19 protein-coding genes and 1 tRNA gene are annotated in these 19,275 nt (G+C 63.8%); 8 read left to right on the top strand and 12 right to left on the bottom strand.

Annotated elements, in window-relative coordinates:
- The first annotated feature begins 177 nt into the window (after positions 1-177).
- From Clow_RS01540 to Clow_RS01520, 5 genes are read left to right on the top strand one after another with little or no spacing between them, the layout of a single operon-like run.
- Positions 178-1,473, top strand: a complete 1,296-nt coding sequence (locus tag Clow_RS01540; RefSeq protein WP_055175301.1) for a polysaccharide biosynthesis protein — start codon at positions 178-180, stop codon at positions 1,471-1,473.
- Between the two features lie 11 nt (positions 1,474-1,484).
- Entirely contained in the window at positions 1,485-2,318 is an 834-nt protein-coding gene (locus tag Clow_RS01535) for a glycosyltransferase (protein ID WP_055175299.1), read from the top strand.
- 13 nt (positions 2,319-2,331) lie between these two features.
- A complete protein-coding gene (locus tag Clow_RS01530) occupies positions 2,332-3,021 on the top strand; it encodes a glycosyltransferase family 2 protein (RefSeq protein ID WP_307303171.1) in 690 nt (229 codons plus the stop codon).
- A gap of 5 nt (positions 3,022-3,026) precedes the next feature.
- Positions 3,027-3,371 (top strand): DUF2304 domain-containing protein, encoded by a 345-nt coding sequence (locus Clow_RS01525; protein ID WP_055176241.1) that lies wholly within the window; start codon positions 3,027-3,029, stop codon positions 3,369-3,371.
- A gap of 18 nt (positions 3,372-3,389) precedes the next feature.
- The gene (locus Clow_RS01520; protein ID WP_055175297.1) at positions 3,390-5,411 is read left to right on the top strand and encodes a thioredoxin domain-containing protein; all 2,022 of its coding nucleotides are present in this window, start codon (positions 3,390-3,392) and stop codon (positions 5,409-5,411) included.
- A gap of 143 nt (positions 5,412-5,554) precedes the next feature.
- Here Clow_RS01520 and Clow_RS01515 read toward each other — a convergent pair whose 3' ends face one another.
- Both Clow_RS01515 and Clow_RS01510 read right to left on the bottom strand, forming a co-directional pair.
- Positions 5,555-6,490: an NAD-dependent epimerase/dehydratase family protein gene (locus Clow_RS01515; RefSeq protein ID WP_055175294.1), complete on the bottom strand. Its 936-nt coding sequence runs from the start codon at positions 6,488-6,490 to the stop codon at positions 5,555-5,557.
- 6 nt (positions 6,491-6,496) lie between these two features.
- Complete coding sequence (locus tag Clow_RS01510) at positions 6,497-7,717, bottom strand: MFS transporter (protein ID WP_245625660.1); 1,221 nt, start codon at positions 7,715-7,717, stop codon at positions 6,497-6,499.
- Between the two features lie 76 nt (positions 7,718-7,793).
- On the opposite strand from Clow_RS01510, the gene panB reads away from it, so the two are divergent.
- From panB to Clow_RS11615, 3 genes are read left to right on the top strand one after another with little or no spacing between them, the layout of a single operon-like run.
- Positions 7,794-8,609, top strand: a complete 816-nt coding sequence (gene panB, locus Clow_RS01505; protein ID WP_055175287.1) for a 3-methyl-2-oxobutanoate hydroxymethyltransferase — start codon at positions 7,794-7,796, stop codon at positions 8,607-8,609.
- Positions 8,610-8,612: 3 nt separating this feature from the next.
- Positions 8,613-9,488, top strand: a complete 876-nt coding sequence (gene panC, locus Clow_RS01500; RefSeq protein WP_055175285.1) for a pantoate--beta-alanine ligase — start codon at positions 8,613-8,615, stop codon at positions 9,486-9,488.
- A gap of 15 nt (positions 9,489-9,503) precedes the next feature.
- Positions 9,504-9,644 carry a hypothetical protein gene (locus Clow_RS11615; RefSeq protein WP_156334528.1) on the top strand — a complete coding sequence of 47 codons (141 nt, stop codon included), beginning with the start codon at positions 9,504-9,506 and terminating at the stop codon, positions 9,642-9,644.
- On the opposite strand, the gene Clow_RS01495 is transcribed toward Clow_RS11615, so the two are convergent.
- From Clow_RS01495 to Clow_RS01450, 10 genes are all read right to left on the bottom strand, one after another.
- Positions 9,641-10,276 (bottom strand): MBL fold metallo-hydrolase, encoded by a 636-nt coding sequence (locus Clow_RS01495; protein ID WP_055175282.1) that lies wholly within the window; start codon positions 10,274-10,276, stop codon positions 9,641-9,643. The genes Clow_RS11615 and Clow_RS01495 overlap by 4 nt on opposite strands.
- Positions 10,276-11,370: an S-(hydroxymethyl)mycothiol dehydrogenase gene (locus Clow_RS01490; RefSeq protein ID WP_055175278.1), complete on the bottom strand. Its 1,095-nt coding sequence runs from the start codon at positions 11,368-11,370 to the stop codon at positions 10,276-10,278. The genes Clow_RS01495 and Clow_RS01490 overlap by 1 nt, the downstream gene beginning before the upstream one ends.
- A 167-nt stretch (positions 11,371-11,537) precedes the next feature.
- A complete protein-coding gene (locus tag Clow_RS01485; protein ID WP_055175277.1) occupies positions 11,538-12,188 on the bottom strand; it encodes a trypsin-like serine protease in 651 nt (216 codons plus the stop codon).
- 268 nt (positions 12,189-12,456) lie between these two features.
- Positions 12,457-12,774, bottom strand: a complete 318-nt coding sequence (locus tag Clow_RS01480; RefSeq protein WP_055175274.1) for a hypothetical protein — start codon at positions 12,772-12,774, stop codon at positions 12,457-12,459.
- Positions 12,771-14,330, bottom strand: a complete 1,560-nt coding sequence (locus tag Clow_RS01475) for a glycerol-3-phosphate dehydrogenase/oxidase (RefSeq protein ID WP_055175271.1) — start codon at positions 14,328-14,330, stop codon at positions 12,771-12,773. Before Clow_RS01475 ends, Clow_RS01480 begins: the two co-directional genes overlap by 4 nt.
- Positions 14,327-14,887 carry a TetR/AcrR family transcriptional regulator gene (locus Clow_RS01470; protein ID WP_055175269.1) on the bottom strand — a complete coding sequence of 187 codons (561 nt, stop codon included), beginning with the start codon at positions 14,885-14,887 and terminating at the stop codon, positions 14,327-14,329. The genes Clow_RS01475 and Clow_RS01470 overlap by 4 nt, the downstream gene beginning before the upstream one ends.
- Before the next feature lie 56 nt (positions 14,888-14,943).
- Entirely contained in the window at positions 14,944-15,873 is a 930-nt protein-coding gene (locus Clow_RS01465) for a diacylglycerol kinase (protein ID WP_055175267.1), read from the bottom strand.
- 10 nt (positions 15,874-15,883) lie between these two features.
- A complete protein-coding gene (locus tag Clow_RS01460; RefSeq protein ID WP_055176238.1) occupies positions 15,884-17,470 on the bottom strand; it encodes an FAD-binding oxidoreductase in 1,587 nt (528 codons plus the stop codon).
- Positions 17,471-17,913: 443 nt separating this feature from the next.
- Positions 17,914-17,986 (bottom strand) — tRNA-Thr (locus tag Clow_RS01455).
- Positions 17,987-18,002: 16 nt separating this feature from the next.
- Complete coding sequence (locus Clow_RS01450) at positions 18,003-19,241, bottom strand: DNA polymerase III subunit delta' (protein ID WP_055175265.1); 1,239 nt, start codon at positions 19,239-19,241, stop codon at positions 18,003-18,005.
- Between the last annotated feature and the right edge of the window lie 34 nt (positions 19,242-19,275).

Raw genomic sequence — 19,275 nt, 5'->3', positions numbered from 1 at the left:
CCCCAGTCCCCTGTGGTCACTCGCAAAAGAATATGCTCTATAAGTTAGCAGACATCTGGTGCCGCGCAAGTGGAGCGAACCCACTCCGGGAAATTTCTCTCCGCGCGTATGATGCTCAACGATGTTACCTTCCATACCACCTCTCCCTAGAACCGCGCTAGGGCCAGGAGCGTACCGTTGAGATTCCTCAGTATAGCCACGGTTTTTGCGGCCCTTTCTGGCTTCCTCGTCATCATCATCGCCACCAAGACTTTGGACGCGGAGACCGCCAAGTCTTTTCAGGCTTATTGGGGGCTGTTTTTCGCTTGCACCGGCATCCTCGACGGCATCATGCAGGAAACCACCCGCACGGTCTCCATGCAGAGGGAAACCACGCAGAAGGTACCCGCCCACCCGGACCACGGGGGCGTCGATAAGCAAGATAAGCAAAAACCCACCCTCGCGCACTGGCACTTCGGCCTCCTCGTGGGCCTCACGGTGGCGGCGTTGAGCCTGCTCACGGAGTCCTGGTGGATGCCACGCATCCTCACCGATTATCAGATGGCCGGCAGCGGCCTCCTCGCGCTGGGACTATGCCTGTATGCCTTCCAGGCCGTGCTCTCCGGCGTGCTCTCCGGGTGGGAGCAATGGCCTCAGTATGCCTGGCTTATTGCGCTCGATTCCGGTATTCGCTTCCTCCTCGCCGCGCTTGCCTTTCTTTTTGGCTGGGATCTGCTGCCCTTCCTCCTCCTCACGGTGGTGGGCACGCTGAGTTGGGCAATCATTGTGTTGAGCAATCGCGGCGCCCGCGAGCACCTGCGTACTCCCCTTCCCGTTTCTCTGCGCACCTTCGCTCGCCGCGCTGGCTCCGCGATGCTGGCTACGGGGGCTTCAGCGGCGATCATTTCGGGTATCGCTCCCCTCATCAGCGCCACCCTGGAGGAGCCGGAGGCCAGGGCGGGCGTGGCCCTTTCTGGAATCATGATCGCGGTTTCTTTTACCCGCGCCCCCATCCTGGTTCCGCTTCAGCGCTTCCAATCGGCGTTGATCGTGTACTTCGTGCGGCACCGCGAGCGAATGCGGCAGGCGGTGCTCGCCCCCGCCGCCGCGGTGCTGGGAGTTGGGGCCTTCGGGGCGGTGCTCGCCTGGCTCATCGGCCCGTGGCTGCTGCGCGTGGGGTGGGATAACGACCCCGCCTACGCCGTGCCCGGCCCGCTGCTGGCCGCGCTCACCTTTGCCTCCGCCTGCACCGGCGTGTTGATGATTACCGGCGCAGCCAGCATTGCGGCGGAACGCCACCGCCTGTACGTGCTGGGCTGGGTGGGGGCCTCCGTCACGGTGGGCGCAATACTGTGGTGGGGCACGGACCCCCTGACCACCGTTCCGGCCGCGCTCATCATCGGCCCCCTCGTCGGCACGGTGATTCACCTGAGCGCGCTGCGCGCTCCACGGGGAACCGAGGCCACCCAGCGCGCAGGCCAGCACCGGCGCTAACATGGTGAACTATGTCTACGCTCGGGGTTCTCATCACTGTGTATCACGGCTCCCAGCCAGCCCACCTGGCCGAATGTCTTGATTCCCTCGCCGCCCAGACCCGCCAGGCCGATCACATCGTGCTCGTGGAGGACGGCCCTGTGTCCGCACAGGTCCACGCGCTTATCGACGCCTTCACGGCCCAGCACCCCCACGCCGAGGTACTGCGGCTGCCGCACAACATGGGCTCCGGCCTCGCCTCCGCCGCAGGCCTGGAGCGCATGGAGGGCGATGAACTCATTGCCCGCCTCGATTCCGATGACATCGCCGCCCCGGAGCGCTTCGAGCGCCAATGCGCCTTCCTGACGCAGCACCCGGAGATCGACATTCTGGGCACCGCGCTCGCGGAGTTTGAGCGCTCGCCCGAAGAGGTTACCGCTATTCGACGCCTCCCCGAGCAACACCACGAGATCGCGCGCTACGCCAAGATGAACTCGCCTATTAATAACCCCTCCGTGATGATGCGCGCGGCGGCTCTGCACACGGCCGGGGGGTACCGGCACGTGCACTTCATGGAGGATTACGACCTCTACGCCCGCGCCCTGGCCACCGGGGCGCGCTTCCATAACCTTCCGGAGCCCCTGACGTACTTCCGCGTTTCCGACGCCCAGTTCGCGCGGCGTACCGGCTCGGAGATGTTCGCCGCCGAGCGGCAGATGCAGCGCCACCTCGTTTCTTATGGGCTCATCAGCAAGCCGCGCTCCTGGTTTAATCTCGCGGCCCGCACCACCTACCGCCTGCTGCCCCAGGATCTTTTGCGGCGCGCCTACGCCCGGTTATTCCACAGAAAGCCCAAGAAAGATTAGTATGTGGGACATCATGAATGAAGATACGTGGTTGATTATCCCTTGCTTTAACGAGGGCACCGTCATCGGTGACGTCATCAGCCAGGCCCGCGAGACCTTCCCCAACATCGTGGCCGTTAACGATGGCTCCGCAGATAACTCCGCCGACGCCATCCACCAGGCCGGGGCGCACCTGGTGAACCACCCCGTGAACCTGGGGCAGGGTGCCGCGATTCAAACCGGCGTGGAGTACGCCCGCAAGCAACCCGGCGCGCAATACTTTGTCACCTTCGACGCCGACGGACAGCACCAGGTCAAAGACGTGCTGGTGATGGTGGAGCGGCTGCGCACCGAGCCCATCGACATCGTGGTGGGCACCCGCTTTGGCCGCCCCCGCAAGGAAACCGATCAGGTGCCCTGGATCAAGCGCGTGGTGCTCAAGACCGTAGTGATGCTCTCCCCCAGCACCCGCCGCCTGGGGCTTACCGACGCCCACAACGGACTGCGCGCCTTTAATAAAAAGGTGGCGGGGGAACTGAACCTGCGCATGAACGGCATGTCCCACGCCTCCGAGTTTGTTTCCCTCATGGATGAGATGGACTGGCGAGTGGCGGAACAACCCGTGGATATTCTGTACACGGAATACTCCATGAGCAAGGGACAATCCCTGTTCAACGGTGTGAATATCCTGGCCGATGAGCTACTTGCAAGGAGGCTGCCGTGACCGCCATGATTCAAATTATTTTGCTTCTGGCCACCATTGGCCTCGTGTGGTACTTCATCAGTAACCGCCGCAAGGCCCGCGCCAAGGCCTACGTCAAGCTGTTTTTTGTTCTCTTTATTGCCGTGTGTATCTGGGCGGTGCTGCGGCCGGATGATCTCACGGTGATAGCCAATTGGGTGGGCGTGGATCGCGGCACCGATCTGCTGCTTTATGGCCTCGTGGTGGCCTTTATGTTCGTCACCATGTCCACCTACGTGCGTTTCCGGGAACTGGAATTGCGCTATTCCCGCCTAGCTCGCTCGGTGGCCCTGCAAAACGCCATCCGCCCGGAGGACGAGCGCACAAGTTAAACGGTTACACTCGTGCGCATGACCGATGAGAATAAAAGCGACGATCTCAACAAGGCCAATGCGCAGGCGGATTCCCAACCAGAATCCGCTCAGCAGGATCTTCCCGCTGAGGAGCCACCCAAGGCCCAACCCGCCGCTACCGCGGAGGCTGAATCTCCCGTAGCAGAAGCCGCCTCCCAGATCGAGGAATCCCCTCGTACTAGCAGCGAGGAAGCAGCCGTTACTTCTTCCGAATCCAAGGCTGAGAAGCCCCAGGAAGAGGCTGCGGCTCCATTATCATCCGCTAAGGAAGCCTCGGAAGAATCTCCGAGCGCAGAAACAGCAAAACCCGCGGAGGTCACAGATAGCGCAGAGGCCGCGAAGGCTACGGAGGCTGCGCAAACCGCAAAGCCCGCCGCCGAGGCTCCCACTGAGGCTCCCTCCAAGCCGGTTACTGAGGTTCCCGCCGAGGCCCCTGCCGAACCTGCGGCCGAATCTGCTGCCGAGCCCGCTGCTGAGTCCAAGCCAAAACCCGCGGAAGAAGCAGCTAAGACGGATAAAAAGCAGTCCGCTCCCGTTCAGGCGCCCCGCCCCGTCACGGAATCCGACGCTCCCTCTTTAGCACCGCTCCAACAACCCAGCGAGCAGCCAGCCCCATCGGTCGAGTCCTCGGCGACAGCGAAACCTCGCCACGCCATCGAGGAAACCCCCGCGCCCTCTACGGAGAAGAAGGAGGCCAAGGAACCGAAGGTAGCGCCCCCGGAAGAGCCTCAAAGCCCTGAACCAGCGGCCAAGGCCAAGGAAACCCCCGCCCCGGCTGCGGAAGAGCCGCCACGCGCTAACTCGGAAGTTTCGGCAAAGCGCCCTCAACCTGCGCCCACTGTTGAGCCCACCGCTGAGCCCGCTCCGGCCGCCGCACCGAAAGCACCTCGGGAACCCCAGGCACCCGCCGCCACACCGCGTGCGGAGGGCGTCGAAAAGCAAGAGCGCCCGGCAGCCGCCAAGCCTGCTCCCAAGCGGACCATCAGCAGCCCCACCCCGGTGCCGCGCAAGGCTGCCACCACGCCTCCGGAGCAACCGACGACGCCCCCTGCCGCAGCAGCACCAGCGGCCGCACCGGCGGCGGCAGAGCACGCCGCTCCCGCCGCTGTGGCCCCCGCACCCAGCTCCAAGGCAAGCGCGCCACGTAAGAGCTCGCTTCCCACGTGGGCCGTGGCAGCCATCGGCAGCTTGGCGGTGATCGCCCTGGCCGCTGGCGTGGGCGGTTACCTGGTGGGTAAGGAACAGGGCCACGCCAAGGCTCAAATGGAAGCCGCCTCCTATATTGGCGGCCCCAGCGGTCCGCTGCGTACCCCCACCGAAGTACATCGCCTAAACCCCGAGGACCCTTTTGCCCTTGGTTCCGAGGACGCACAGGTGGTGATCTCGTACTTCTCCGATTTTGAGTGCCCCGTCTGCGCCACCTATGAGCGCGACGTTGAGCCGAAGATCATTGATGAATACGTCAATGATGGCCGCGTGCGCTTGGAATGGAACGATTTTCCCATCCTGGGCGAAAACTCCGCCATCGGTGCTCAGGCGGGACGCGCCGCCGCCGCGCAGGGGAAGTTCTGGGAGTTTAAGGACGCCGTGTATGGCTCCTTCCACGGAAACGAACACCCCGGTAACACGCTGGATGACTTTGTGGGGTTGGCCGAGCAAGCGGGCGTGCCCGATCTGGATAAGTTCCGCCAGGACGTAGAATCCGGCAAATACGTGGGCACCATCGTTCAGGCGATGGCCTACGCGGGTACCCTGGGTGTGAGCGGAACCCCCACCTTTGTGGTCAATGGTGTGCTGGTGCCGGGCAACGATTATGACTCCTTGAAGAAGGCCATTGAGCAATCCCTAGACAACGGCCAGCCGGACGCCCCTGCCACACCGCAGGAAAACGCTCCGCAAGAGAGCGCCGCGCAGGAGACCCAGGCCGAAGAGGAACACAAGGAAGAGCACAAGGCCGAGGAAGAGCAGAACTCCGGCGAACAGCACGAGGAGGGCGAAGAAGGCCACTCCGAGGGCTAATCGCAGGCGCTCTATAGAACGAACTCTGTGGAGCGCCTTAAGCCCGCTTGCTGCACTAACCCGATGGGAAAAGGCAGCAAGCGGGCTTTCTCTATGCGCTCACGCGTTCACGCACTTATGCGCGCATCATGCGCCGCGCGGGGTTACGCACCCCGAAAGAACTCCACCGTGCGGCGCACGCCTTCATCCAGGCTCACCTGGGGTTCCCAGCCCAGGACCTCCTGCGCGCGGCGATAGCTCAGCGCAGAACGCGGTACATCACCCAGGCGGGCGGGGGCGTATTCGGGTTCATCGGGGGCACCCACGGACTGCGCCACGAGGGAGTGAAGCTTTCGGTCCGAGGTCTCCACCGAGGTACCGATGTTAAAGCGCATTCCACCCCCCTTATCCCCGGCGGCCAGGCAAAAGGCGCGCACTACATCGCCCACGTACACGTAATCACGGGTGTTGCTGCCTCGCCCAAAGACCTTGGTTACCTGTCCGGCCAGCAGGCGTTGGGAGAAGATCGCCACCACTCCGGCCTCCCCGTGGGGATTTTGGCGCGGGCCGTACACGTTAGCGGGCGCGATGTGGGTGCAGTCCAGTCCGTAGAGGTGCCGGAAGGTATTGAGGTAGGTCTCACCGGCAAATTTCGACGCCGCGTAGGGCGAATGGGGGTCCACCGGGGTATCTTCCCCCACGGGGAAGGTGGCCGGCTCGCCGTAAATAGAGCCTCCCGAGGAGGTGTGCACGATTTTGCGCACGCCGTTGCGGCGGGCGGCGTCGGCAAGCCTGATGGTGGCCAGGATATTGGTCTGCGCATCGGTCACGGGATCGGCCACGGAGGCGCGGACGTCGATCTGCGCGGCGAGGTGAAAGATCACCTCGGGTTGGTGCTCCGCGAGAAGGGCATCCATGTCCACGGTGCGCACATCGCCTTCTACGAAGGTGAGGCGGCCCGTTTGTTCCGCCTGGCGGAGGTTATCGCGCCTACCGGAGGAGAGATTATCGAGAACCACCACATCGTGCCCCTGTTCGAGGAGGGCGTCGCTGAGGTTAGAACCGATAAATCCGGCACCGCCGGTAACAAGTGTGCGCATAGGTACCTACCTTAGCTGCCCTAGCGGACGCCGCCGTGCCGCCCACGCCGCAAGTGCCATTCCGGCCAGCGCCATGACGAGCCCAAAGCCGAGCATCTGCGGATAGCTAAACCTGCTGCCCAGGAACGTGAGCAGAGCCGGGAACACCATTCCCACATACGTGCAGCAGTAATATATGCCCGTCAATCCGCCCAGGTCCTCCGGCAGGGCAATACGCTGAGTTTCCGCTAGGCCAATAAACATTCCCAGGCCGTAGGCCAGTCCCAGCACCACGGCGCAGAGCACGCCGCCCCAGATGCTCGGGTGCCAGACGGTGAACATGGCGCAGGCCATGCCCAGGGCCGCCAGGGCCAGGGCGCTCACGGGGCCGCGGCGCCCGCCGGTATCAAAGCGCGGGCCGATCTGCTGAATGGCAAAGCCACAGCCCATCGTGATGAGCGAGATCATCCCGGTATAGGCCACCGGGTGTTCGAGGCCGCCTTGGAGCCGCGAGGTCACGATGGTCTGCGCGGTAAAGGAGGTGCCAAAAACCCAGGGGGCCATCGGCACCACCACGGTGAGGAATCGCTTACTACGTAAGGAGGGTACGGCGATGTCGCTCAGCATGGAACCCAGGCCACGCCCGCGGGGGCTGCGGCTGCGGTACGTCTCCGGCACGGAAAGCAGCAGCGGATACACGGCGAGGGTCAGGGCGATGTGCACCGCATAAATGAGTTGGCCGGGGTAGATGGCCCATTGGGCCAGGATTCCCGCCGTCACCGGGCCGAGCGCCAGGCCGGTGGTGAGCGTCATCGACGCCCTCTTGGCACCCGCCGAGGCACGTGCGTCCGGCTCGTAGGGTGGCATGGAGAGTTCCTTGAGCCAACTTCCCCCGGCCGTCATCGCAATGCCCAGGGCGATGCCCGCGATGAAGCGCCCCGAGGCCAAAAGAGCTCCCTGGTGCTCCCCGGAGGCGATGAGCACGGAGCCGAGCATCGCCAGGGCGGGAGCGGGCAACATGACCTTGCGCCTGCCCCAGTGATCGGAAAGAGTGCCCGCCCCCAGCAGTCCCGTAGCCACGCCCAGGGCGTAGATCGCCAGCATGGAATCCACAAAGAGGTCCGCAAACTCCCCTTCGCCGCGGTAAAACACGATCATGGAGGTGAACTGATTGCCGCCCCAGGCCACGACGAACATGCTCAGCGCTACCCGCAGCCATAGATACGAGGATGTTTGTTGGTGAGCCATAGAAAAATATAGTACGCCCATACTGTGACTCCCGGCACCCCACATCACGGAAGGGCTATCGGTTACACTCTCTACCATGCCGCAGATCACCACGGGGCGCGTGCGCACCCGCCACCTGATAGCCGCCAAGGAAAAAGGGCAGAAGATCAGCGCCCTCACCAGTTACGATGCCCTCACCGCCGCCATCTTTGACACCGCTGGGATAGACGTACTCCTCGTGGGCGATTCCGCCGCCAACGTGGTGCTGGGCCACTCCTCCACCCTGCCCATCACCGTGGAAGAACTGCTTTCTATGGCGCGCGCCGTGGCCGGGGCCGCCCCGCACGCCTTTGTGGTGGCCGACCTTCCCTTTGGAAGTTACGAGGCCAGCCCCCAGCAGGCCCTCGCCACCGCCACGCGCTTTATGAAGGAAAGCGGAGTGGCCGCCGTGAAAATCGAGGGCGGCGCGGAGATTGCCCCCACCATCGCCGCCCTCACCCAGGCGGGCATACCCGTGATGGGGCACCTGGGCTACACCCCACAATCCGAGCACGCCCTGGGCGGCTACGTGGTACAGGGCCGGGGCGAAGGTGCCCAGCGTTTGCTTGCCGACGCCCTGGCGATCCAGCAGGCAGGCGTGTGCGCGATGGTGCTAGAGATGGTGCCCACCGCGGTAGCAGAAAAGATCAGCGCGGAACTGACAGTGCCCACCATCGGTATCGGGGCCGGGGCGGGCACGGACGGCCAGATCCTCGTGTGGACCGACGCCTTTGGCCTCACCCAGGGCAAGACCCCGCGCTTTGTGCGCTCCTATGCCACCATAGGCGAGGAACTACACCGCGCCACCCAGGCCTATATCCAGGACGTTCAAGGCGGAGCCTTCCCCGCCGCGGCGGAATCCTTTGAGGAGTAAAGCATGACCATTCTGTGCCACACCATCGCGGAACTGCGCTCTGCGCTTGCTCAGTATCGCGGTTCGGGTGCTTCTTCCAGCCTGGGTTTGGTGCCCACGATGGGCGCCCTGCACCAGGGCCACGCCCGCCTCATCGAACAGGCCGTGGAGCACAACGAGGTCACGGTGGTGAGCGCCTTTGTTAATCCCCTGCAATACGCCAATAACGGCGATTGCGAGGACTACCGACTCTATCCTCGCCAGCCGGAAGCCGATCTGCGCCTGCTGGAAGAACTCGGCGTGGACATCGCCTTCATGCCCAGCCGCGAGGAGATGTACCCGGACGGTGATCCCCTCATCTGGGTGCGCACCGGGGAGATGGGTTCTCGCCTAGAGGGGGCCAGCCGCCCCGGCCACTTCGATGGCGTGGCCACCGTGGTGTCCAAACTCTTCCACCTCATCGCCCCCACCCGCGCCTATTTTGGCCGCAAGGATGCACAGCAGGTGGCCATCATTCACCGGCTCGTGCGAGACATGAACTTCGATATAGAGATCGCGGAAGTACCCATCGCCCGCACCCCGGAAGGCTTGGCGGAATCCAGCCGGAATCAGCGCCTGAGCGCGGCAGAAAAGGAACAGGCCCTGGCCCTTTCTCGCACCCTCTTTGGCCTGCGCGACCGCGCGGCGGCGGGCCAGCCCCTTGATCTTCCCGGCGCGCGCAACGACCTCGCCCACTCCCCCGGCGTGGAGGTGGATTACCTAGTGGTGGTCAATCCCGCCACGCTCGAACCGTTAAGCGAGGCCGAGTTAGGGCACCCCCTGACCAGCCCGGCGCTAGCCCTGGTGGCCGCCACCGTGGGCAGCGTGCGGCTGATAGATAACGTGGTGGTGGGTGATTAAGAGGACAGCGCAGGGGTGACCTCGCCACCCCTCATTGCGCTTTGCGCCTCCATCGAGGAGGTCAACGAGCTCGCCCGCGAGTACCTTCTCTCCCCGCGAGAGCGCGAACTCTGGGAACGTATCGACCACCTCACGTGGCTCATCAAAAGCCGCTAATACCCCCGCTTAATCCACTCCTCTAAGTGCGGGGCCTCGGCCCCGATGGTGGTGTGATCGCCGTGCCCGGTACGCACGGTGGTTTCTGCGGGGAGGTCCAGCAGCGAGGTTTTCAGTGAATCAATGATGGTGCCAAAGGAGCTATAACTGCGCCCCGTGGCCCCCGGCCCGCCCTGGAAGAGGGTGTCCCCGGAGAAGAGCTCGGCGGCCTCGGGGAGGTAAAGGCAGCAAGAACCCGGCGAGTGACCGGGGGTGTTGAGCACCTTCATCTGGGTGCCCGCCACCTCGAATACCTGGCCGTCGCTGAGGTCGTGGTGCGATACCTGGGGCAGCGTCTCTTCCCACAGCATGTGGTCGCCGGGGTGCAGGAGTATCGGGGCGTCGAAATGCTCCGCCAGCTCCGGGGCCACGTTGATGTGGTCGTTGTGGGCGTGGGTGCAGATGATTCCGCGCACCGTGCGCTCGCCCACGGCCTCGATGATGGGGGCGGCGCTGTGGGCGGCGTCGATAATGTATACCTCGCTCTCGTCGCCCACGAGCCAGATGTTGTTATCCACCTCCCACTCGCCGCCGTCGAGGGCGAAGATGCCGGAGGTAACCACGTGGTCTACGCGCAGGTCGGTGTGCGCCATTAGAGCACCACCACCGAGCGCAGCACCTCGCCAGCCTTCATGGTGTCAAAGGCCTTTTCCACGTCGCCCAGCCCGATGCGCTCAGAGACGAAATCGCCCAGCGGGAACGTGCCTTGCAGGTGGAGGTCCACGTAGGCGGGGAAATCGCGCTCGGGGAGGCAATCGCCATACCAGGAGGGCTTGAGGGCACCACCGCGAGAGAAGAAGTCAATGGCGGGAAGTTCGATCTTGGAGGTGAGGTTGGGTACGCCCACGAGCACCATGCGTCCGGCGTGGTCGCGGGAGTAGAAGGCCTGGCGGAAGGTGGCGGGGATGCCCACGGCGTCGATGGTCACGTCAGCCCCGAAACCCCCGGTGAGCTCGCGCACGCGGTCGATCACCTCTTGCTCCTCCATGTCGGCGGAGGCAATGGTGTGGGTGGCGCCGAGGTTGCGCGCCCATTCGAGTTTGCGCTCGTCCACGTCCACGGCGATAACCGTGGTGGCGTCGTTGAGGGCAGCACCCGCGACGGCCGCCGCGCCCACGCCGCCGCAGCCAAAGACGGCCACGGATTCTCCGCGCTTCACCTGGCCGGTGTTCACCGCGGCACCCACACCCGCCATAATTCCGCAACCCAGCAGGCCTGCGGCGGCGGGGTCGGCCTCCGGGTTCACCTTGGTGCACTGGCGCTCGTGCACCAGGGTCTTTTCCGCAAAAGCCCCAATGCCCAGGGCGGGGGTGAGTTCCGTGCCATCCTCCAAGGTCATCTTCTTGGAGGCGTTAAAGGTGTCAAAGCAGTAGTGCGGCTCGCCGCGCTTGCAGGCGCGGCACTCCCCACACACGGCACGCCAGTTGAGCACCACAAAGTCCCCCACCTCCACGTGGGTCACGCCTGAGCCCACCTCCTCGACGATGCCGGCGGCCTCGTGGCCCAGCAGGAAGGGGTAGGCGTCCTCAATATCACCGTCGCGGTAGGCCATGTCCGTGTGGCACACGCCGCAGGCCTGTACTCGCACCACGACGTCGTGAGCGCCGGGGTCGGGAATCACGATCGTCGCGCTTTCTACCGGCGCATTCTGCGCCGCAGAGATAATTCCGGTGACGGTGTGGGACATAAAAACTCCTCAGCTTGGTGATGCCTGTTTAGTTACGCGGTCAGTTCGTTCTCCCCGCCGAGTGTAACGAAGAGCCGGGACCGCAGCCCTCGATAAAGAAAAACGCCCCTGCTACCGGGCACGTTTGGGTGCCGGAAGCAGGGGCGCGGTGAGTGCTCTAGGCGGGTTTAGCCCAGGCGCTCCAAAATCACGTTGATCGGGGTGAAGTAGGACTTGTTCTTGGCATTGCCGCCCGCCAGAACGCCCACGAGCTCGTCGTTAGAGTTCAGCAGCGCGCCACCGGAGTTGCCGCCGAAGGTCTGCACGCTGGTCGAGATGAGGTCCGAGGGGTACTGATCGTCCCGGAGCGTGAGGCGGGTGGGGGTGCTGTTAGTGACCGTACCGGTGTTGCGGTTGCCGGGGGCGGCAACCTTCACGGCATCGCCGTTATTGAGCGCGGCGGAATCGCCCACTCCCACGTTCCCCTTCACCTTCACACCGGGGCCGAGGTCAATCTTCACCACATCGAGCTGCTGGCCTGCGGGAAGGTCGGAGCCCAGCGCGGCGATGGTGCCAATGCTGCCTCCAGTGCGGGAGTTGATCTGATCGCCCACCTTCCACTGGCCGCCACCACAGTGCAGGGCGGTATAGGCCGTATGGTCGTTGGCGATGCTGGCCGTGCAGGGAGAATTATTGACGCCACGGATGGGCATGCCCTGCCATACCGTGCCCGCTGCCTGAGCGGTGGCCGCATTAGCCAAGGGCATCGCCGCAACCGCGAGGGAGGTTACCAGCGCGGCAAAACGGCTGGAACCAAACTTAGTGGGGGAGAATTTCATGCCCAATCCCTTTCCATCAACGTACTTTCATGGTCGAACCTTAGCCCCAATGGCGGCCATGATCCATCGGGAACCATAAACGGCTCATCCTTTTACGGCAAGATTTATTCGAGGAAATTAAGGACCGGAAAATGCCTCCCATTACCTCTTAATCAAAAAGTTACATTCGCCGCCTAACTTTCGTCTGGCTTTCCCATCTTTCGGCTAACGCTTTCGCTCAACCCTCGTACTCACCCAGCCTCCGTGTTCTCCTACCCCTCGTTCTCTCCTACCCCTCGTGGCTGGGCGTCGCCCGTGCCTGCCCATACCCCGGAATCCCCGCCGCCACGTTGGCGGCGAGCACGCCATTAGGCCGTTCTATCTCCAGCTCGGCAGGAACCCCTGCGGCCTCATTAGCCGCCCGCAGTCCCTTCACGTGGGCATAGGAACCCTGCTCCTCACTTGTTCCAGGCTTTTTATGCCCGCTGCTGGAAGTCAGCCCCATAACCTTATGAATCACCGCGCCGGTGGCCACCGGATAGCGCGCCTGTGCTTTCACAAATGCAGAGTCCAGGACCTTCCGCCCCGTTTGTGTCACTTTCTTCATCGCATGCTCCTCATAACATGATCGTGAATCTCTTGTACCTCGGCATAAGCCGCCTCGGCGTCCCGCGGAATCATGGCCGCCCGGGTACGACGTTCCAGCACGTCCTCTACCGTGAGGGCGCCCTCGTGGGTAAAGGCGTATTCCGCCTCAGCCCGGCTCACGTCCAGATTTCCCACGTTGTTCAGTGGATTCTCCACGGTGGCCGCGGCGAATACCTGCGGAGCCTCATTGCCAAAGCGCCTCATCATGGCGGCGGGGAGGCCATGAAGATCGCGCAGGGCGATGTGGGAATAATCGCGGTGCCCCGGCGCGCCGATGAGCGGAAAATTGCGGGTCACGCAGGCCCGAGCCGTCAGGCCGCGTTCCCGAATCACGCGATCGAGCGTTTCCTCCGCCATGAGGCGATATTCCGTGAACTTTCCGCCCACCACGGAGTACACCCCGTTCTCCGAAGTCACGATGGCGTGGCGGCGCGAAAGGTCGGCGGTCGATCCCCCTTCGCCGTTATCCAGCAGGGGGCGCAGTCCCGTAAACGTCCCCAGCACGTCCGCGCGGGTCAGCTTCTTTTCCAAGGCGCGATTGATGTGCTTGAGCAAGAACTCCACGTCCTCTTCCGGCGTGGGGGGCACATCGGGAATCTCGCCGGGGGCGTCCTCATCGGTCAGCCCCAAATAGCACCGGCCATGCGGGGCGGGGAGAATGAAGAGATAGCGCGAGATCGAACCCGGCAGCGGCACCGTGAGCGCCCCCGTAGGGTTGCCAAAGAGCTCGGCGTCAAAGACCAGGTGGGTGCCTCGCGCGGGGCGCACCGTGATCTCGGAGTCAAGCCCACCCGCCCATACTCCGGTGGCGCTAATAACCGCGCGGGCTCGCACGATGGTTTCTGCGCCCGTGAGCGTATCGCGCAGTTTTACTTCCTGGCCGCTGGCGGAGGTGGCCTCGCAATACGTCAGTATCCGCGCTCCCTCACTCGCCGCCGTGCGGGCAAGCGCGGTGACCACGCGGGCGTCGTCAACCATCTGCCCGTCGTAATTCACCCAGGAGCCCTTCAGCCCCTTTCGGGACACCGCCGGGCACAGTCGCAGCGTCTCTTCCTTCGCGGCAAAGCGCGAGCGCGGCAGGGTGCTTGCCGACGTCCCGGCGGTGATCCGCAGCGCATCTCCGGCTAAAAAGCCCATCCTGGTCGCCACTTTTTGCTTCACGGTGGTATCCGCTCCCAGGGCCATCACCTGTGGCAAAGCCCGAATCAGGTGCGGGGCTGTGCGCTCCATGAGAATCCCGCGTTCTACCGCGGAGTGATGCGCGATACCGAGTTCCATCTTGGCTAGGTAGCGCAGACCTCCGTGGGCCAGCTTGGAGGACCACCGCGAGGTGCCAAAGGCGAGGTCGTGCTTTTCCACTAACACCGTGGAAAGCCCGCGCGTGATGGCATCAAGTGCCAGGCCCACGCCGGTGATACCGCCGCCGATAATCACCACGTCCACAGTCTCTTGCGTGCGGGAAAGCTCCGTCCATTCTGCTGCGCGGCGGCGCGCGTTTAATGCGCTAGTACTCATTGCCGTAAATATCCCTTCAATATTGCCGTGAGCTCGTGGGCCCACTCCTCATCCGATGACACCACTGCACCAAGTACCTTGGCGGAAAGAACAAGAGATTGTGCCACCATAAAAACGTGTGTGGCGATGACCTTGGGGTCTCCTTCCCTAATAGCCACGCCTTCCCGCTGCATACGGGCAATCACATTCTTTAAAAACTTCACCAGAATCTCTTGGCTCTCGCCCAGCCGTTGAAACTGGTACGTGAGCAGCAATTCCGGGTCCTTGCTCACCATCGACGATAAAAACTCATTATCGCGCGCCTTCAAGGCCACGGTGGTGATTCCTTCGCTCAGCACATCCACGTCGCGCGGGGGCGGATACACGGCGTCGAGAAGCCCCACGGTTTCCCTGGTGAGCACCTTGCGCACCAGGTTTTCCACGTTGCCAAAATACGAATACACCGTGGGCCGCGATACTCCCGCCGCTCTGGCGATGGCCGCCATCGTGGTCTGCCGAACTCCCCGCTCCATAAAGCACTCTCGCGCCGCAGCCAAGATGGATTCCTCAACGCTCATTGGCCGTTTTTGCGTTTCCAGGGGACTCTCACTCACAAAGATTCACGCCTTCCCTTTTAGGGCCTCGGAACAATGTAATAGCCCGCTCCTGGGGCGATCTCACATTCGATCGGGCAGGGGAAGTACTTATCGCCATCGGCATAGGAATTAATGCCGGGCATCTCCACCCGCACCTTTCGCGCCCGGTATTTCTTTGCCTCTTTCACGTCCTCAAAGTCTCCCGAGAACACCTTGCCCACATTTAAGACCGCTTTGCTCCGAGAGATTTTAGAAAGCACCGTGATGTCAAAAAGGCCGTCGTAGTGATCCGCGTCGGGGCATACCTGCATACCGCCACCGTAGGTTTTCGTATTACCGATGGCGCACAGGGTCACTTCTTCCTCTATGGGCTGCCCATCATCCAGGGTGATCCGGGTGGGGATGGAATGGAAATTGGCAAACTCAATAAGGATCGCCAGCATGTACCGGGGTTGCCCGGAGGGCCAGGGAATCTTATTGGTGCGATCCGTGACGAGGGAATCAAATCCGGCGCAGGCAATGGTGCCAAAATAGCGTTCCTGACCATCATCGGTGCGCATAATTCCCAAATCCGTGCGGGTGGTATAACCCTCCACGATGGTTTTTACGGCGCGGCGAGTATCCCTGGGAATGTTGTATTCGCGGGCATGATCGTTACCCGTGCCAGCGGGAATAATCCCCAGGGGCGTATCGCTTCCCGCCTGTTCTTGCAGGGCAAGGCTAATGAGGCCGTCGCCACCGCAGGCCACCAGGGCGTCAATGGAATCATCTTGCACCATTTCCCTGGCCAGGTTCCTCGACGCCTCCGGCGAGGAACCAGAAATGCGCACCACGTCCACGCCGTATTTATAAAAGGCTCTGGCTGCGGCCTCCGAGGCCGCCACGGCTTTCCCCTTTCCCGCAGCTGGATTAGTCAGCAAAGCAATGCGGGAAATATCCCGCTTGGGCATATGGTATGTATCGCTCATCGCTTGCCTCTCAGAAAAGTTTGCCGGGATTCAGAATCCCCGCGGGGTCCAAGGTTGCCTTCACCGAGCCCAAGATCGTGGCTCCCAGTTCCCCCATATCCGGCTGCACCCACGGGCGGTGATCGGTGCCCACGGCGTGATGGTGCGTGATCGTCGCTCCGTTATCCACCATCGCCTGACAGGCGGCTTCCTTGGCCGTCCACCACTGGCGCGCCGGGTCGTCGCCACGCTGCCCCGCGATGATGGTGAAGTACAGGGAGCAGCCGCCCTCGTAGACGTGCGAGATGTGGCACATGATGATCGCGGAGCTTCCCGACGCCGCCAGGGCCTCACCGACTGCCTCCGTGACGGCCTTCTTCACGCGGCCGATATTGGACCACTCCGTAGCCGTCTCGAAGGTTTCGCACACCGCGCCCTGATCGAGCAGGCCATCGCGGAGCACCGGGGCGCCAAAGCGGCCCTGCTCCCATTGACGCACCGGCCCCTCACCGCGGGAAACTCCGCCCAGGGAGAGCAAAAGGTTGCGTGTTTCCTCGTGGCGGGAGGCCGTATGCTCCGGGGTTCCCTCGTACATCGTCAGCAGGAGGCAGCCGGAGTCTGCGTCCTCGGAGTCACCGATCTTGTCCGTGGAGGAAAGGTTGATGCTGGATTCGATCTCGTCGGAAAGGCGCAGCACCGTGGGGCCGGTGCCCGTTTGCACCACGTGGCGCATGGCCTCGGCGCCCTGGGTAAAGGAGGGAAAGCTAAACGCCTCGTACCGCTTGACCTGGGGAATCGGGTGCACGCGCAGGCGCACCCTGGTAATCACGCCCAGCGTGCCCTCCGAACCCAGGAAGAGCTGGCGCAGATCCGGCCCGGCTGCCGAGGCCGGAGCCTGGTAGCCCACCCGCGTGATACCCACCGGGGTCACCACGGTGAGTTCCCGCACCATCTCATCAAAGCGGCCATAGCCTGCGGAGTTCTGCCCCGAGGAGCGCGTGGCCGCATAGCCACCGATGGAGGCATAGGGGAAAGACTGCGGGAAGTGGCCGATTTGCAGGCCGTGCTCGGCCAGCTTGAGTTCCGCATGCGGGCCGGAAAGACCCGCGCCCAGGGTGACCTCCAGGGAAACCTCATCGACGTCCTCCAGGGCGTCGAAGCGCGCCAGGTCCAGGCTCAGCACCGCGCGCAGGCCGCCGTCCTTGGGAGCCACGCCGCCCACCACGCTCGTGCCGCCGCCGAAGGGCACCACGGCCACGCGCTCCTGGGTACACCAACGCAGCAGGGCTTCTACCTCCTCCTCCGTGCCGGGGGCCACCACGGCATCGGGGGCGTCGATCACGCGGCCGGAGCGCCAATCGAGCAGGTCAGGGTAGGATTTTCCGCGGGCGCGGCGTAGGCGCTGCTCGTGCTCCACGCTGAGGTATTGCGCGCCCACGATCTCGGCTAGGGCGGCGAGGTCGGCCTCGGAAAGGCGTACCTCGCTCAGCTTGATCTCCGCTGCGGGAATGCGGTTGTTCTTCTCCGCATCGGCCCCCAGCACGGTGGAAACGAGCTTGCGCACGGCCTTAGAGAGCGGCTTGGCCTCCTCCGGCGTGCCCCACAGGCTGTGGGTCATGGGAGGGAGCGGTACGGCGGATTGGGTACGGTCAGGGCTGTTCGTAGACATGTACCAATGATGACACTTTTACAGAAAGTGTCAAGGTGTTAAGCGCCGGCGGGGGTAGGGAGCGGGGCTACCCGCCGCGTAAGGGTGCCACTACAAAGCAGCAGCCACCCCACCAGGCCGAGGTGACACCCCATCGCGTTGCGGCGCGGGCACCGCAGCACCAAGGGGTGCCACTGCCCGCTTATCGACGCCCCCGCCCCTCCCACTGGCACCCCTTGGGGTTGGTGGGTGCCCCACGCAACACGAAGGGGTGACGTTAGGCGGCGTCGATAAGCAGCAACCCCGGTACTGGCACCCCACAGCGCTGCCGCACCCACCCGAACACGAAAAAACAGCGCCGCAGAGCAAGAATCTTCTTACCCTGCGGCGCTGCATACAACTACAAAAAGCAGAGCCGCCTGCGAGAATCGAACTCGCGACCTATTCATTACGAGTGAATCGCTCTACCGACTGAGCTAAGGCGGCACGAGCGATTACCCTACTACACCCCGTATGCCTGCCGCAAACGGCCTACGAGGCCGTCGGTGGCAATGCTGAACTGCACGTTCTCCGTGATATGTCGGCGGCACACCGCGATAGCATCCAGGCAGGCCACCAGCCCGGCCTCTCCCACGCGCGCGGCCAACTCCCCGGCCAGTGCAGCGAAGTCGGGATGCACCGGGTCCACCCCGGAGCCCACCGCCAGCAGCAGCGCGTCCCGGTATAGCCCGGCGAGGTCCACGAGGGCGAGGTCCAGCAGGTCTCGCCGCCGCCGGGTGGTGCGCATTTTTTGCGCCTTCTCTAGTTCCTTGACCATTCCCGCGGTGCCGCGGGCGGCCTTCTGCGCGCCTTTTCCTCGGCCTCCCGCCCCCAGAGAGCGTTCCAGCTTCTCGCGCTCGGCGGCGTCCTCTTCTGCAAAGGCCTCCGTGGCCTCCTTCTCCATCGCTTTTACCAGCGCATACATCGCCTGGAAGGCCTGGTCTCCGTGGTTAATGAGTTCCGCGAGGTTCAGTATCGCGGCGCGGCGCTGCTGCATGCTGGGGGTGGTCACCAGGCGGCGCGCCCGGCCCACGTGCCGGAGGGAGGCGTGCGCGGCCAGGCGCGCATCGTGCTCGCTGGCCCCCTCCTCGCTCACGAGAATGCGCACGATCTCCTCCACCGAGGGGGAGGGCACGTACACGTGGCGGCAGCGCGAGCGCAGGGTGGTGGAGAAGTCCTCGGGATCGGTGGAGGGGGCGCAGAAAATGATGACGGTGCGCGAGGGCGGTTCCTCCACGGTTTTGAGCAGGGCGTCGGCCGCCGAGGCGGAGAGGCGATCGGCGTCCTCGATAATGACCACGCGCCAGGGGCTCACGGTGGGCAAGCGGTGAGCCCCGGCGATGATGGTTTCGCGCACATAGTCCACGCCGATGGAAAGGGCCTGGGGCACCACGCGCACCACGTCGGTGTGCGCGCCCTCGAATACCGCCCGGCAGGATTCGCAGCGCCCACAGCCGGGCTCGGGGCCGGTACATTCCAGGGCCGCGGCAAAGGCCAGCGCCGCCTGGGAGCGCCCCGAGCCCGGTGCACCGGTAAACACCCACGAGTGCGTCATGGCCCCGCTTATCGACGCCCCCGCGGGTTCCTCCCCCGCTATCTCCCCCACCATTTCGCGCGCCGCCCGCGCAGCCCCCAGCACCACATCGCGCACGCTGGGAGTATCTGCGAGGCGTTCGGCTACGCTGCGGGGGGAAGTATTCACCGCACCCAGCCTAGCTAATGGTTAGAGTATCTAG

This window comes from Corynebacterium lowii, from assembly GCF_001412085.1.
GTDB lineage: Bacteria > Actinomycetota > Actinomycetes > Mycobacteriales > Mycobacteriaceae > Corynebacterium > Corynebacterium lowii.
The sequence above is the reverse complement of the archived record's forward strand: the minus strand, read 5'-3'. Positions and strand labels throughout refer to the sequence as shown.